Here is a 15,667-nt window from a genome sequence, read left to right on the forward strand (position 1 = left end):
ATACGTTAAAAAGTAGCGGAGTTAATGTTATAATAGACTACTGGACGTATTTTGGAAGAATGAGGCTAAGGAGCGAATCTTTTTGAAGACACTTATTATTGCGGAGAAACCGGATATGGGACGGAATATCGCCGCCGCAATAGAACCGAAGGCCAAAAACTACCGTTCTTATCTGGAAGGTGAGCAGTATATCATTACCTGGGCTATTGGTCATCTGATCGGTCTGGCCGAGCCGGAAGCGTATGATTCGAAGTACAAAAAATGGAATATTAACGATTTACCCATCATTCCTGAGGAGTTCAAGCTGGTGCCGAATGCGCGTACGCTGGATCAGCTGAAGGTGATTGGGGAGCTGGCGAAGCGTAGTGATCTGCTGGTGAATTCCTGCGATGCCGGGCGTGAGGGCCAGCATATCTTTTCACTGATTCAGCGTCACCTGCAGCTTGCACAGCCCGTGAAGCGACTATGGATCTCCGATCTGACCCCGGAAACCATCCGCAAAGGCTTCCAGGAGCTGAAGGACGGGTCTGAGTATGAGAACCTTACCAAGGCTGCGAAGGCACGCAGTGAAGCGGATTGGCTGATTGGAATGAACGGTTCGCGTGCGTTTACCACCAAACATAATGTGCTGCTGTCAGTAGGGCGGGTACAGACCCCTGTGCTTGCGCTGATTTATGACCGGCAAAAGACGATTGAGGCCTTTTCCTCACTGAAATTTTTTGAAGTCGAGGGTCATTTTGCCCAGAATGAGATGGCCTACAAAGGCATGTGGCAAGGAGAACGGATGACGGACGGAGCCAAGGCTGAAGCAATTGCTGCCAAGGTGAAGGGCAAACCGGCGCGGGTTGCTTCATACGAGGTGAAAGAAACCAAAGAATATCCGAACAAGCTGTATGATTTGACGCTGCTGCAGCGGGAAGCCAACGGTAAATATGCCTTTTCTGCCAAAAAAACGCTAGATCTCGCCCAGGCGCTTTACGAAAAGCATAAGGTGATTTCTTACCCGCGTACGAATTCCAACTATGTGACTGAACAGAATATTCCGGAAATGCACAAGACACTGTCCGCACTCCAGGGAACGGCTTATGACGAATGGGTCAAAGGAGCGAACAGGAACTTGGTCCACAAGGGCAACAAATTCATCTGTAACCCTTCCAAGGTTGAGGATCACCATGCCATTCTGCCAACGAACCGTAAGGCTTCCGGACTAAGCGCCGATGAGGCTAAGCTCTATGATCTGATTGTCCGGCGGTTTCTCTCGCAATTCTATCCGGCTGCGGAGTATAAGGTGCATACGGTCATTACCGAGGTTGAAGGGGAACACTTCAAAACAACCGTCAAGGAACTGCTGAGTCTGGGCTGGAAGGTGATCTACGGCGATCAGAAGAAGGACAAGTCCAAACCGGCCAAAGGAAAGGGCAAGGAGGACGAGGAAGAGGAGGAAATCGAGGTTAGTGAACCATTCTCGATGGATCCCAACGCTGAGGTTCACTGCAGGGATGCCATTGTGAAAGAGAAGGATACCCAGCCGCCCAAGCACTATACCGAAGGGACGCTGCTCAAAGCGATGGAAAGTGCGGGCAAGCAGATTGAAGATGAAGAGCTCCGCGACGCCATGAAGGATTCAGGGCTCGGCACACCGGCTACCCGGGCGGCAACCATTGAACGGCTGAAGAATGTGGGTTATGTGGAAATGCAGGGTAAAAAAATTGCCATCACCCAAAAAGGCCGGACCGCAATTGAGTTGATCCGTGGAGCGGGTGTTGAGCTGCTGACTTCACCGGAAATGACCGGTCAGTGGGAACGGCGGCTGAATGAAATCGCCCGGGGAACAGCAGCAGACAGCCAGTTCATGGCGAATGTGAAGCGCTTCGCCTCCATGATCGTGGATAAGGTCCGTGTGCAGTCCCGGGCGGACAGAACCTCTTTCGAAGGGGAGACGCCTGCCCTCAGCGGCGGAGCTAAGAGCCGTAGCAACGCAGGCTCCCGGACACCAGTCAACAAGCCGTCAGCGCCAAGGAAGCGCAGTGGGGAAGCGGGGAGCACAGCTACAGCAGCAAAGCCTTCCCGAAGCAAGCAGACTGCAGCGGATAGCCAAACGGATAACGGTCCCAAGGTTATCGGAGCTTGTCCGCGTCCGGGTTGTGGCGGTTTGATTTTTATGGGACGCAAAGGTTATGGCTGCTCCCATTACAAGGAAGGCTGCAAGTTCGTAATCTGGAAAGAAACCTTTGGACGGACGCTTACCGATGCCCAAGTGAAGGCATTGATTGAGAAGGGGCGCACCGGTAAGCTAAAGCTCACTGCGGAGGACGGCTCACCGCTGGAGGGCAAGCTGGTTCTGAAGAGCAGTGAAACGGGACAACTCGGCGTCGAGTAAGATTATCTGCAGCAATCAATCCGCAGCTTGAATGTTCATCTCGAAACAATATATAAGAGGATGCGCTCCAGGGTTCCTGGCCGGGTCGCATCCTCTTTTGGTGAATTTATTTGCTGTCAGACGTGGCGGCTTCAATAGCAGCGGTCAGTCCCTCATAGGAGGAGTCAGGCAGCAGCTTTCCATTTACCATAAACTTCGGCGTGCCGTTAACACCATATGAGCCGGCAATTTTGAAGTCTTCTTTTACATCGTACATATAGGTGTGGTTCTTCAGATCCTGCTCGAACTTGTTGTAGTCAATGCCTTTAATGTTATCCTTCACGAAGCCTAGAATGAATTTCTGGGTGGCCCATATTTTGCCCTCGTCACCCTGGTTCTCGTACAGCTTGTGCACATACTCCCAGAATTTCTCATTGCTTTGATGATAGATGGCTTCGCCGGCACTGGCGGCAAGATAGGAGTCACGGTCGAGAAAGGCGAAATTCATGAAATAGAACTGTACTTTTCCGGTATCCACATAATCCTTAATGAATGTATCCAGATAAGCGGCGGTCCACTTTTTACAGGCGGGACATTTGAAATCAGCGAATTCAATGACTTTTACTTTGGCATCTTCGCTTCCCAGATGCGGCTGTTTTTCGTATTTCAGCCCGTCCACAACGATGGTTCCTTTGACATCTGTGTAGTTCGGGAGTTGGTCTAGTTCGCTTGTTTCGCTGGCTTTGCCTTTTGTAGTGACAAAGACAAGAGCACCAATCAGCAGAATGACAACGACCCCGAGCAGCATTGGCAATAATCGTCTGGTATTCGCTGAGGTGTTTGGGTTTGTTTTCTTATTCATTGCTAACCTCCTGCGTGGGATGAAAATCTACTCAAATAGTATAATCATACCCGCCGCAGGCTGCATATGTCATTTGTAACAACGAACCAGGGAGCCCATCAGCCGTGACTCTTATACTGTACTGCAGACCGGATGACCGGAGGCACCTCGATGATGCTGGAGATCGTCTGGACGGACTGCTGCATCTCGCGCTGCAGCTCAATGAGATTGTATAGCCATTCATTCTTCTGCTTCAGATAGATACTGTTGATGCCTGCGGTTAAAGCCGGGAGCACATCTGTGCGCAGGGAGTTGCCGATCATCCAGGTGTTTTTGCGGTCGAAGCTATGCGTACTCAGAATATTCTCCAGCGACTCGATGTTTTTATGCTGGCGGATGTAGATCCGGTCGTCAAAATAAGCATCAAGCTTCATTTGCTCAATTTTGCGCTGCTGGATGGTATCGTCGCCTCCGGTGTAGAGATATAGGGCATGACCGTCCTGCTTCAGCGTGTCCAGTGTTTCCACCATGCCCGGATAAGCTTCGACCTCCTGATCATAAACGCTCATCCCGAGCTTCATCAGCTGTTGTTCATGAAAAGGTTCAGCGGGACGGTTATATTTGATGCAAAAAAAGCGGTAGGTCGCAATGAGTGATTTCGGGAAATTATCGCTGGCGAGGCCGCTTGTGCTTACGGTTTGCACATCGATTTCCACCTGCTTGCTGCGGAATTCTGCGGTGGTTGCGCCATATTCACCAAACCACTCGGACATCAGCTCGAAATATTGCCCCAGAATGAGGTCGAAATATTTGTTGCAATGCACCAGGGTGTCGTCTAGATCAAAAATCACTTGCTGTGTCAAATATTTCATAATGCTCACTCCTAAATGTTTTGAGAGCAACTGCTCCTTGACTGGCTTCGTTCAAAACTCGCTCCGGAAGCATAGGCCATGTTTTGAGAGCAACTGCCCTATATCTGTATCTCTTTCTGAATTTGTATACCTATTATAGACGAATATAGGACTCTAGGAACATCTGAAGTTCCGAAGCACCGTCAGGCCTAATGCTGTAGCGTTCTGTGCCTTCTCCCCGAAGGTGTACACGCAGCAATCCGGCGACACGCAAAATGAGCAGGTGATGCATCAGCATTTCTCTGGATTGGCTGAGTTCTGACTGCATCTCCCACAGGGTCTTAGGCTCATGGGCAATAAAGCGCAGCATGCGCAGCCGGGTCGGGTCCGAAAGAGCTTTTGTCAAGCGGAGCAGCACTGTAGGCGGCTCATCTTCACTGTCCAGAGGTACATCGACCGGATACTGTACCAGCATCATTGTTTTATAGAAGCAATAGGTATTAATCGGCCGATTATGAACGGTGGGCAGCAGTACGATGGTTTCCAGCTCCGGGATGTCCTCCACGACAATTCCGCCGGAGGCATATTCAATTAGAGGCACAATGTCCATTTTACTCTCCAGCATTTTTTTCTCGGAGGCATCCTCGATCAGCAGCGGCAGAATCTTTTGCTCCGTATGACGGAAATACTGCTCGTACCACAGGCGCAAGAGCGGAATGTATCCATTTTTGATCCGGGCGCATTCTTCCAGAGTGAACTCTTGGAAAAAAGGTGTTGTACGCTCGAAGCATTCTTCCAGCGAGCAGGATTCAAGGTCATCGAGGAACTGCGTTACTTTGGAAGCCGTACCTCTGGTGTATGCCCATGCGTAGAGCACATCATAGTCGTCAAAAGGCCACTCCGCGGCCTGACGCAAGACTGAAATCTGAAGCGGAGCGATACGGCTGTCCACATCACGGATCCAGTCAGGACCGATGTCAAGATTCGAAATCCATTTTTTTGTTACATATAACATAAAACTGTCAAGCAGCTCATATACCGGCGAAACATCAATTTCTAATTTATAGTTCATGAAGCTTGCACCCCCAGAAAAATCGGTCACTTCTATATATTATCTCTTGTTTTGAAGAAGGTTGTCCACTATAATGTTCCGTGTTTGCCAGGCGGTTACACCAGCCATAACCAAAGAAATACATAGGAGGATTCATCTGTGTCAGACAGTCACTCAATATCAGCGAACCAGAGCAGCAGGCTCAATTATATCATTCTGATTACTGTTATCATTGCGGCGGGACTGAGCCAAGGCCTGCTGCTGCCGGTCTTATCCATTCTGCTGGAGCAAAAAGGGGTCTCATCCTCACTCAACGGATTGAATGCCGCCGCACTGTATGTAGGCTCGTTTGCCATGACGCTGGTAGCGGAACGGATTCTCAGCGCAATCGGTTTCAAAAAACTAATCACAGCAGGCATCAGCATTGTGCTGGTTTCGTTAATATGTTTTCCGCTGCTTCCAGGTGTCAAGGCATGGTTCGTGCTGCGTCTTCTGGTAGGGATCGGGGATTCAGCAATCAATTACGCTGCCCAGCTTTGGGTGCTGTTAATGACACCTGCGGAGCACCGGGGACGTAATCTATCCCTGTATGGTATGTCCTACGGGCTAGGGTTCAGCCTGGGGCCGCTTGGCATAAGTCTGCTCCGTTTCGGGCAGGCGGCACCTTTTGCTGTGATTGCGCTACTATTTCTGTTCGTATTGATCCTGGTGGCGCTGAAGCTTCCCGACTCTCATCCGGACAAAGTGGAACATGGGGAAGGGCAGGCCCGCCGTTTCGCCCGCAGTTATACTCTTGCGTGGTATGCGCTGATTCCCGCTCTTTTATACGGATATATGGAGGCAAGCCTGAACAGCAACTTTCCGGTCTATGGTCTGCGTATCGGCTTCAGTGCCAATCAGATTGCAGCGCTCCTTCCATTCGCGGGAATAGGCGGATTGCTGCTTCAAATGCCGTTAGGTATATGGAGCGACCGGTACGGGCGGAAAAAGATACTGATCTTCTCCGGTGTGGGCGGGGGATTGGCGTTTGCCTTGTTGCCGCTTACGGGAGACCGCTTCTTATGGACTCTGGCTGTGCTTATGGCAGCGGGCGGGCTTGTGGGTTCCTTTTTCTCACTCGGGCTCAGCTATGCTGCAGATATCCTTCCCCGCAATTTACTGCCTGCCGCTAACGTAGTCTCATCTTTTCATTATAGTTTCGGCAGCATTATGGGTCCGGGAATTGGCGGCGTGCTGCTGCAATTTGGCTGGGGCGGAGGGGTTTTTGTTCTTCTGGGTGTTTTATATATTGTGTTCGGCCTGGCAGGGTTATTATTCTCGCCACGGAAGCCGATTTGAGGTAAGATAAGAACGAGTGCTCGCATGGAATTTGATCCCGCTTTCAGAGTACACTATAGAGTAGAGTAGAGATGAAGACAGGGAGAGGCTGAACTATGATTACAGTTGAACATCTGGCCAAAGCAGTAGGAGAAGAGAAGAATCCGGTCCTGCAGGATATTGGCTTTCAATTAGAAGAAGGTGAACTTGTGGTTCTGCTGGGAGCCAGCGGAAGCGGCAAATCGACACTGTTGCGATGCCTGGCGCTCAAGGAGAAATGGGACAGGGGCAACTTCAGGGTAGACGGAACGGATATCATGAAAAGTGTCTTTGCCGGCAAACGCAAGATCCACCGGGAATGGGCATATCTGGAGCAGAATGCGGAACTGAATCCGAACCGTACAGCGCTCAAAAATGTGCTGATTGGACAGTCCTCCCAGACGCCTCTCTGGCGGATGGCTACCGGCATGGTACGTTCAGATGATTACATGGGTGCAATGGACGAGCTGGATTTACTCGGCCTGCTTGACAAGGCGAAGATGAAGACCAGCCAGCTCAGCGGCGGGGAACGTCAGCGTGTGGCGATTGCCCGTGCATTGGTGCATGGTGCCAAGGTTATTCTGGCAGATGAGCCGGTTACCGGCCTGGATCCCAAAACAGCGGAGAATGTGCTGGAGACGCTGCGCAAGCTGTGCAAGGAGACAGGGCTTACCGTGATTACCGTGATCCCGATTGAGCTGGCAGAGCGATATGCTACCCGCCTTTGGGTGCTGGAAGACGGAAGAATCAAACATGATGTCAGAGGCCGCCGCCTAACCTCTCAGGAGCGTGCCCATTTATAGCAGATCGAACCACGTAACCGGGAAAGAGTGATGAAGTTGAGTAGACATGTTATAAAGCGTCTGGCGGCGTTATCACTGTCACTGTCTGTGCTGTCAGGCTGCACCTTTATCAGTGACCCTGTTTCGCGGATGAAGGCACCCCAGCTGTCGGCTGACAAGGCATCACTGATGACAGCGATCAATTCACTGAAGCCCGCCGGCTCCACACTGATTCGTCCGGCGAATGACGATGACAGTTCTATTTTCACGGAGGATCTGGATAAGGACGGCGTCATGGAGACGCTGGTGTTCTATCTTACCAAGAACGAAACGGTACAGATTCACGGGATGATTTTGGAGAAGCAGGATGAAGGCTGGGTGAAGAAGCTTGTATTTGACGGCAACGGGATGGAGCTCGATTCTGTTGATATCCAGGATGTGACCGGCGACGGCAAACTGGATATCATTGCAGGATACTCACGCGGTGAAGAAAAAGGCATGGTAGTGTACCGCTATACGGGGGGAGTCCTGGAGGAAGTGCTGACCCAGCCTTACACCAAATATTTGCTGGATGACCTGAACGAGGATGGCATTGAAGACATCACAGTTGTGAATTTCAAGCGTAATGAATTTGCCACAATTACAACCTATCAGTACAGTGACGGGTTCAAGGTTCTGGATGAACTGGATGATCTGGACCCGTATTTCAGTAATTATTACAATATTGTCTCAGGAAAAGTAGCAGAGAACAAAGAAGGTATTATCCTGGATGCTGCGGTGGATTCCCATTCGGCATACACAACCATGGTTGTGATGGATAACAACAAGCTGCGGGTGGTTGTTCCGGGAGACGCGCGGACGTTTAAAGAACGAAAGATTGTCAGTGAAGACATCGACGGTGACGGTATTTTGGAGATCGGCCTGCTCGAGCCGCCAAAGGGCTGGGAATATTTCGATCCGCAGACGATCCCTTATTTTAATTCCTATTACAAATGGGATGGGAAGAACGGTCTTACGTTCTCCGATCAGCTGTACCAGGACCCGTCTGACCGATTCACGATTAACATTTTACCGAAGTGGTTCGAGAAGGTGACGGTTGACACCAAGTCCGTTCAGGATAAATATCTAAGATTTATTATGCTGGACACCGGAAAAACGGTCGCTGAGGTTTCTTTTTTTACTCCTGTTGAATGGGAGCGGGAGAAAAATGAAGGCTGGGAGCTGTTAGGAAGCGATATGGACAAAATAATCGGCTACCGTGGAGAATTGGATGAGAGCAAAAGCGGAGGAGAAAGCAATAAAATCACCTCGCCTATTGAAAGGAAGGGAATCGATGAGTAAGGTATTAATCCTGGAGGATGAAGAATCCATCCGGAGTTTTATCGTGATTAATCTGAAACGGAACGGTTTTGAAGTACTGGAGGCAGCAGACGGTAATGAAGCCCTTCACAAGCTGACAACGGTGCCGGATATTGACATTGCACTTCTGGATGTCATGGTGCCAGGCATCGACGGTTTTGAGGTATGCAGACGGATCAGGGAGACCAATGAGCGTCTGGGGATCATTTTTCTGACGGCCAAAGTTCAGGAACAGGATAAAGTATATGCCCTGTCGGTAGGAGCAGATGACCATGTCAGCAAACCGTTCAGTCCTACTGAGCTGATCGCACGCATCCAGTCACTGCTGCGCCGGGTCAATGTTCACCGTGAGCAGTCCGCCAAGGTATCTTTTCATTCCGGACCCTTTACGCTTGATCTGATTTCCAAGCAGTTCAAGCGCAGCGGAGAGGCCATTGAGCTGACACCGACCGAATTTTCACTGGTGCAGTATTTTCTGGAGATGGAGAATACCCCGCTTAGCCGGGATTCACTGCTTGATCATGTCTGGGGCAAGGAATATATGGGGGATCCCAAGATTGTGGATGTGAACATCCGCCGGCTGCGTCAGAAGATCGAGAATAATCCCTCGGAGCCGGAATATCTTCAGACCGTGTGGGGTCATGGCTATAAGTGGAAAGGCCAAGCACAATGATCAAGAAGGGGATGCGCAGACAGATTGTATTGCACTATATTTTTGTCGTCTTTGTGGCGCTTCTCCTCGTTGAGGTTATATTCCTGCTGGCGATCCGGACGTATTACTATGACAGTGTATACAGTAAAATCACCTTGCATATCGGAATGGCGGAGGATTTCCAGAAATATGAGATTTCCGGGGATCACTCGCCCAATCAGCTGCAAAAGCTGCTGGATTTCTTTCAAATGGACTATACCGAGCTGCAGGTGCTGACACTGGATGGCAATATGCTCATCAGCTCCACTGGATTTCAGCCCGACCGCACGATTACAACAAGTGATGTACCAGAGGCGGTGGGGGGAAGCTTCGGCCGCTGGGTTGGACGCCAGCCCGGAACGAATGAGAGTGTAATGGCGGTGTCCAAGATGGTGCATATCAACGGGCGAGAAACTTATGTGATCCGTTACATTACCTCCATGGAGAGAATCGACAGTGACCTGTTGAACCTGACACTGGTATCGATCGGAATTGGTGTGGCGGTGATGTCGATTGTGGTATTGTTCAGTTTCGGTCTGGCAAATTCCATTGTGAAGCCGCTGAAGAATATTACGGCGGTCTCAGCCCAGATGGCCAAAGGCAAGTTCACAACGCGGATCAAAGGCGATTACAAACACGAAATTGGGGATTTGGCCTCTACCCTGAATTACATGGCAGATGAAATTATCCGCAGTAATCAGATTAAGGATGATTTCATTTCCTCCATCTCGCATGAGCTGCGGACCCCGCTTACTAGCATTAAGGGCTGGAGCGAAACGCTTATTTCAGGCGGGTATGATCCCGAGGAAACCAAGCTGGGCATGGGCATTATCTCCAAAGAAAGCGACCGGCTGATTGGGCTTGTGGAAGAGATTCTCGATTTCTCCAAGCTACAGCAGAACGAGATGAAGTTGTCAATGGGCCGTGTAGATATCAAAGTGCTGCTTCAGGAGACGATTCTGAACATTTGGGCCAAAGCAGAAAAGAAACGGATTCATCTGCTTTTGGAATGCGACGAGACGTTCTATATCAAGGCTGACGCTAACCGGTTGAAGCAGGTATTCCTTAACCTGGTAGATAACGCTGTGAAATTTTCCCCCGAAGATTCAAGCATTGTTTTGTCCGCACACTGTCTGAGCGGCAGTGAACTGGCAGTCGTTGTTCGTGACAGCGGGATAGGTATCAGTGAGGTGCATCTTGGCAGAGTACGCGACCGGTTCTTCCAGGTGGATGCGCTGAATGGCGGCACGGGTCTAGGCCTCGCGATTTCTCAGCAAATCGTGGAGCTTCATGGCGGCAAGCTTGAAATGGACAGTGAGCTTGGCAAGGGGACGCAGGTAACAGTGATCCTGCCTATGACGGAAGAGCAGACTGTCACTGCTTCGCAGGAAGACAAACTGCTATAACATGAATATTGAGATGATAAAAAGGATGAGGAAGCTGTCGTTGACAGCTTCCTCATCCTTTTTTGAACATATATAGTTGTTAAGAAGGAAGTCCTTCTGCACGCAGACGGCCTGTTTTTTCGTATACTTCCTGCAAAAGACGGGAAGGCTGGGTCTTAATCACCGGTTTGGCAGCTACGATCTCATGTGGCCCAACGACTACAATGTTCTCTGCACTGCCTTTGATCACGGCACCATCTTTAATGACTGCACCTTCGCCTATAATGGCGTTCTCAATCAATACCCCACGGCCAATTTTTACCCCAGGCATAATGACGCTCTGTTTAACCAGGCTCAGCTTGCCGATTTCAACTCCTCCAAAAACAACCGAACGATTCAGACTGCCCTCCAGCAGGCAGGTTTCGTTCACCAGGCTGTCAGTGGTAGGCATCTGAAGGCGTGGTTTATGTGGAGCTGGTTTTATCCTGCGGGCTCTGCTGTACATGGGCCAACGGGAGTTATCGAGCTTGAAGCCTTTGTCTTCGTGCAACAGGTCCATATGAGCTTCCCACAAGCTGTCGACGGTACCAACATCTCTCCAATAGCCTTTGAAACGGTATGCGAACAATTCATCATGGCCATCCAGCATGGCTGGAATCACATCCTTGCCGAAATCATGGCTGGAGGCAGGGTTAGCTGCATCCCGCAGCAAATGCTCTTTGAGGTATTTCCAATCGAATAAGTATATTCCCATCGAAGCAAGATTGCTCTTTGGAACCTTGGGTTTCTCTGCGAATTCGGAAATCTTAAGCTCCTCATTCACATTCATCACACCGAACCGGCTGGCCTCATCCCAAGGCACCTCCATGACTGAAATGGTGGCTTTTGCCGATTTGCCCACATGATAATTGAGCATTTTCTTGTAATTCATATGGTAAATGTGATCCGCCGACAGAATTAGGACATGCTCAGGGCTGTGGCTGTCAATAAATTCAATGTTTTTATAAATAGCATCGGCTGTTCCTGTGTAGCTGTCTCTGCCTTCAACGCCGGAAGGAAGCAGCTTCACACCTTTGTTCGACTGGGTATGGAGCCCCCATGGCTCACCCGCTCCAATATGGTTGTGCAAGGAATTAGCTTCATATTGTGTCAGTACCCCTACAGTATCAATATTGGAATTAACACAGTTACTGAGGGGAAAGTCAATGATTCTATATTGTCCTCCGAAAGGGACTGCGGGCTTAGCCATGGTGGAGGTCAAGGGAGCCAATCTGCGGCCTTCCCCGCCTGCCAGAAGCATGGCGATACATTCTTTTTTACTCATTTGTTATCCCTCCCATTTTTTTGTCAATGCTTGTAATATACACGCTCAGCAAGCACTTGAAACGCATAGGTGAAATATATTGCCTTATCTCTGCAAAAATTACATGAATAATTTTCTTAATTCTTGAACCCCCGATTTTCTGCCCGAAATCATTTTCAAATCAGGCACATTCGGGTAATGTTAAAGGTGCATCCTATATTAGAAGGTGGTGATGATTTGGCCGATATATCAGCAACTGTTAACCTCCCGTCAAACGATGATATTTATTTGTTCCATGAGGGCACGAATTATCGCAGCTATACGATGCTGGGCGCGCACATTGCCGCTGAAGAAGGAATACCTGGCGTACGCTTTACCGTGTGGGCTCCTCATGCGACATATGTAGGATTGGCTGGTAATCATAACGGCTGGGATGGAACTGAAGACGTGGACTCGTTATATAAGATACCCGATTCAGGAATTTGGAGTCGTTTTTTTCCGGAGATGAAAGCGGGAACTTTTTACAAATACAGGATTGTGGCTGCAGACGGGTCAAGCTTCCTCAAAGCAGACCCTTATGCCTTCCAAGCGGAGGTGCGTCCGGCCACTGCTTCTATTGTTGCTGAACTGGATGGCTACACCTGGGGGGACGCTGCCTGGCGGCGGCGGAGCAAGGCACCTTATCAGGCACCGCTGAATATTTACGAAATGCATTTTGGAACCTGGCGCCAAAAAGAAGATGGTGAACTATTCACTTATCGTGAGATGAGTGAGCTTCTGATTCCCTATCTGCTGGAAATGAGCTACACCCATGTCGAATTCATGCCTCTCGCTGAACATCCATATGATTTGTCCTGGGGATATCAGGGCACCGGGTATTTTGCTGCGACAAGCCGCTTTGGGGAACCGCAGGATCTGATGTTTCTGATCGACAAGCTGCATCAGGCAGGCATCGGCGTGCTCCTCGACTGGGTTCCGGCTCATTTTGCCAAAGATGCCCATGGACTTCGATTGTTCGACGGGTCGCCGCTGTATGAATATGCTGATCCAATGCTGGCCGAGAAACCGGGGTGGGGGACACTTTCCTTTGATTTCAGCAAACCGGAAATTTCATCCTTTTTGATATCGAATGCGCTGTTCTGGTTCGAGATGTATCATATTGACGGAATGCGTGTAGATGCAGTCACCAGTATGCTCAGACTGGATTTCGAAAAAAAGAATCATGAATATCGCAGAAATGTAAATGGCGGTTTGGAAAATTTGGATGCCATCCGGTTTATTCAGCAACTCAATAAGACGATCTACCACTATTATCCGAAGGCTTTGATGATGGCGGAGGAGTCAAGTGCCTGGCCGGGCGTTACAGCTCCGGTGCATGAGGGAGGACTGGGATTTAACTACAAGTGGAACATGGGCTGGATGAATGACACACTGGGTTACATAGAACATGATTTCGGGGAGAGACCGTATCATCATCATTTGTTGACCTTTCCCATCTGTTATGCCTATGCCGAGAATTATACGCTTCCGTTATCCCATGACGAGGTGGTGCACGGCAAGAAGTCACTCCTCGACAAAATGCCAGGCAGCTACGAGCAGAAATTTGCAGGCCTTCGCTTGCTGCTGGGTTACCATATCAGCCATCCCGGCAAAAAACTGCTGTTCATGGGAGGGGAATTCGGTCAGTATATCGAATGGAAGGACCAGGACCAGCTCGACTGGCTGCTGCTGGATTATGAGAGCCACCGCCGCATGCTGGCCTTCACGGCTGCGCTGAATAAGCTCTATGTGAACGAAAGAGCATTGTGGGAGCTTGATCATGATATGGAAGGGTACCAGTGGATTGATGCCGACGACAGCGGCCAGAGTATTGTCTCTTATATCCGGCGTGGCAAAAAACCGGTCGATACCTTGCTGATCATCATCAATTTCCAACCGGTGGAACGGCAATTGTACCGGATTGGAGTTCCTCGCCCGGGGACCTATGAGGAGCTGTTTAGCTCGGAGAATATAGAATTCGGTGGGTCGGGTATGCACAATGATCCGATGAAGAGCACCAAATATGAATGGCACAATCAGGTCAACAGCATTGAACTAACCATTCCCCCACTAAGCTTCCTGGTGTTGAAGAAATCAGGCCGAAAGGCAGTAAAATAAAAAAGGGACCGCAGTCCATACAATTAAGGGGGATATCGAGATATGAAGGTTTTATTCGCTGCAGCTGAAGCCCATCCGTTTGTCAAAACGGGAGGGCTGGCCGATGTCATTGGAGCGTTGCCCAAAGCGCTGAAAGGCGCAGGTGTGGATGTCCGAGTGATTTTGCCTAAGTACCGGGGGATTCCAGAGAAATTTGTTTCCCAAATGGAACATGTTGCTGTTCTGAGTGTACCGATCGGCTGGCGCAATCAGTATTGCGGCATTGAACGGTTGGTATATGACGGCATTCCGATATACTTTGTTGATAACGAATATTATTTTGGACGGGACGGCATTTACGGCTATATGGATGATGGCGAGCGTTTTGCCTTCTACAACCGTGCGGTTCTGGAGTGCCTGGAGATTATTGATTTTCAGCCGGATGTGCTGCACTGTCATGACTGGCATGCGGCGGTGATTCCGATGCTTCTTCAGGGGCATTACCGCCACAATCCATTCTACAAGGAAATCCGTACCGTGTTTACCATTCATAATCTTCTGTATCAGGGGGTATTTCCTTACGAGGTGCTTGGTGAACTACTGGGTCTGGATGACAGCTACTTCCTCGGTGTAGAGTATTACGGGAATGTGAATTACATGAAAGCGGGCATTGTCTACAGCGATCATATCACGACAGTTAGTCCGACGTATTCTGAAGAAATCCGCACGGCGTATTATGGATATGGGCTGGATGGACTGCTCAACTCACGGGCAGACAGCCTGAGCGGGATCGTCAACGGGATCGATACTAAGATCTATAATCCGGCCAGCGATCCGCAAATTTACACCCGATACCGTTCCAATTTGGCCAAAAAAGCCGAAAATAAACTCGCCTTACAGCAGGAGCTGGGACTTCCGGTCGCACCTTATATCCCGATGTTAGCGATGGTCACCCGCCTGGTCGACTCCAAAGGTCTGGATCTCCTAACGCGTGTGCTGGATGAGCTGCTCTATTATGATGATATCCAGTTTGTGCTGCTGGGCACCGGTGATGAAGTCTACGAACGGTGGTTCCGTGAGGCGCAGTGGCGTTATCCGTCCAAGCTGTCGTCCCAAATCCTGTTCAATGATGCACTGTCCCGCAAAATTTATGCGGCAAGCGACCTGTTCCTCATGCCGTCCAAATTCGAGCCCTGCGGAATCGGCCAGCTGCTGGCCCTGCGCTACGGAAGTATTCCGGTAGTCCGCGAGACAGGGGGATTGAACGATACCGTACATGCCTATAATGAGGAAACCGGAGAGGGGAACGGGTTCACCTTCAAGGATTACAACGCCCATGATATGATGTACACCATCCGCCGGGCGGTGTCGTTCTATCAGAAGCCGGAACACTGGAAAAAAGTAACCAAAAATGCGTTTGCCGGTGATTACAGCTGGAACGTATCGGCGCAGCAGTACATTGACATTTATAACCGTATTTTCGAGTAGAAGAGAAGCTTAAGTATATAAAAAGGACGTTTTGCAGATCATATTGATCTTTGCAGAACGTCCTT

The 15,667-nt window shown here is 49.7% G+C and carries 12 protein-coding genes; 8 read left to right on the plus strand and 4 right to left on the minus strand.

Features of this window, described 5'->3' with window-relative positions:
- The first annotated feature begins 82 nt into the window (after positions 1 to 82).
- A complete protein-coding gene (locus A3844_RS19575) occupies positions 83 to 2,380 on the plus strand; it encodes a type IA DNA topoisomerase (RefSeq protein WP_074108271.1) in 2,298 nt (765 codons plus the stop codon).
- Between the two features lie 106 nt (positions 2,381 to 2,486).
- On the opposite strand, the gene A3844_RS19580 is transcribed toward A3844_RS19575, so the two are convergent.
- The 3 genes from A3844_RS19580 to A3844_RS19590 all read right to left on the minus strand — a co-directional run bounded on the left by A3844_RS19580 (position 2,487) and on the right by A3844_RS19590 (position 5,123).
- Positions 2,487 to 3,221 carry a DsbA family protein gene (locus A3844_RS19580; protein WP_074108272.1) on the minus strand — a complete coding sequence of 245 codons (735 nt, stop codon included), beginning with the start codon at positions 3,219 to 3,221 and terminating at the stop codon, positions 2,487 to 2,489.
- Positions 3,222 to 3,319: 98 nt separating this feature from the next.
- Positions 3,320 to 4,072, minus strand: coding sequence for an HAD family hydrolase (locus A3844_RS19585; protein ID WP_074084526.1), 753 nt, complete (start codon positions 4,070 to 4,072; stop codon positions 3,320 to 3,322).
- A gap of 133 nt (positions 4,073 to 4,205) precedes the next feature.
- Positions 4,206 to 5,123, minus strand: coding sequence for an ArsR/SmtB family transcription factor (locus A3844_RS19590; protein ID WP_074108273.1), 918 nt, complete (start codon positions 5,121 to 5,123; stop codon positions 4,206 to 4,208).
- A gap of 138 nt (positions 5,124 to 5,261) precedes the next feature.
- Between A3844_RS19590 and A3844_RS19595 the strand changes: the two genes are divergently transcribed.
- From A3844_RS19595 to A3844_RS19615, 5 genes are all read left to right on the plus strand, one after another.
- A complete protein-coding gene (locus tag A3844_RS19595; RefSeq protein WP_074108274.1) occupies positions 5,262 to 6,440 on the plus strand; it encodes an MFS transporter in 1,179 nt (392 codons plus the stop codon).
- A gap of 95 nt (positions 6,441 to 6,535) precedes the next feature.
- Positions 6,536 to 7,261: a phosphonate ABC transporter ATP-binding protein gene (locus tag A3844_RS19600; RefSeq protein WP_074102068.1), complete on the plus strand. Its 726-nt coding sequence runs from the start codon at positions 6,536 to 6,538 to the stop codon at positions 7,259 to 7,261.
- Positions 7,262 to 7,297: 36 nt separating this feature from the next.
- Positions 7,298 to 8,581, plus strand: coding sequence for a hypothetical protein (locus tag A3844_RS19605; protein ID WP_178381938.1), 1,284 nt, complete (start codon positions 7,298 to 7,300; stop codon positions 8,579 to 8,581).
- Positions 8,574 to 9,272, plus strand: coding sequence for a response regulator transcription factor (locus A3844_RS19610; protein WP_074084521.1), 699 nt, complete (start codon positions 8,574 to 8,576; stop codon positions 9,270 to 9,272). The genes A3844_RS19605 and A3844_RS19610 overlap by 8 nt, the downstream gene beginning before the upstream one ends.
- Positions 9,269 to 10,696, plus strand: a complete 1,428-nt coding sequence (locus A3844_RS19615; RefSeq protein ID WP_074084520.1) for a sensor histidine kinase — start codon at positions 9,269 to 9,271, stop codon at positions 10,694 to 10,696. Before A3844_RS19610 ends, A3844_RS19615 begins: the two co-directional genes overlap by 4 nt.
- Positions 10,697 to 10,775: 79 nt before the next feature.
- Here A3844_RS19615 and A3844_RS19620 read toward each other — a convergent pair whose 3' ends face one another.
- Entirely contained in the window at positions 10,776 to 11,999 is a 1,224-nt protein-coding gene (locus tag A3844_RS19620; RefSeq protein WP_074084519.1) for a glucose-1-phosphate adenylyltransferase, read from the minus strand.
- Between the two features lie 216 nt (positions 12,000 to 12,215).
- Between A3844_RS19620 and glgB the strand changes: the two genes are divergently transcribed.
- Complete coding sequence (glgB, locus tag A3844_RS19625) at positions 12,216 to 14,135, plus strand: 1,4-alpha-glucan branching protein GlgB (protein ID WP_074108275.1); 1,920 nt, start codon at positions 12,216 to 12,218, stop codon at positions 14,133 to 14,135.
- 42 nt (positions 14,136 to 14,177) lie between these two features.
- A complete protein-coding gene (glgA, locus tag A3844_RS19630) occupies positions 14,178 to 15,602 on the plus strand; it encodes a glycogen synthase GlgA (protein ID WP_074108276.1) in 1,425 nt (474 codons plus the stop codon).
- The last annotated feature ends 65 nt before the right edge of the window (positions 15,603 to 15,667 follow it).

Origin of the sequence: Paenibacillus helianthi (assembly GCF_001909055.1) — a bacterium.
Taxonomy (GTDB): Bacteria; Bacillota; Bacilli; order Paenibacillales; family Paenibacillaceae; genus Paenibacillus_AQ; species Paenibacillus_AQ helianthi.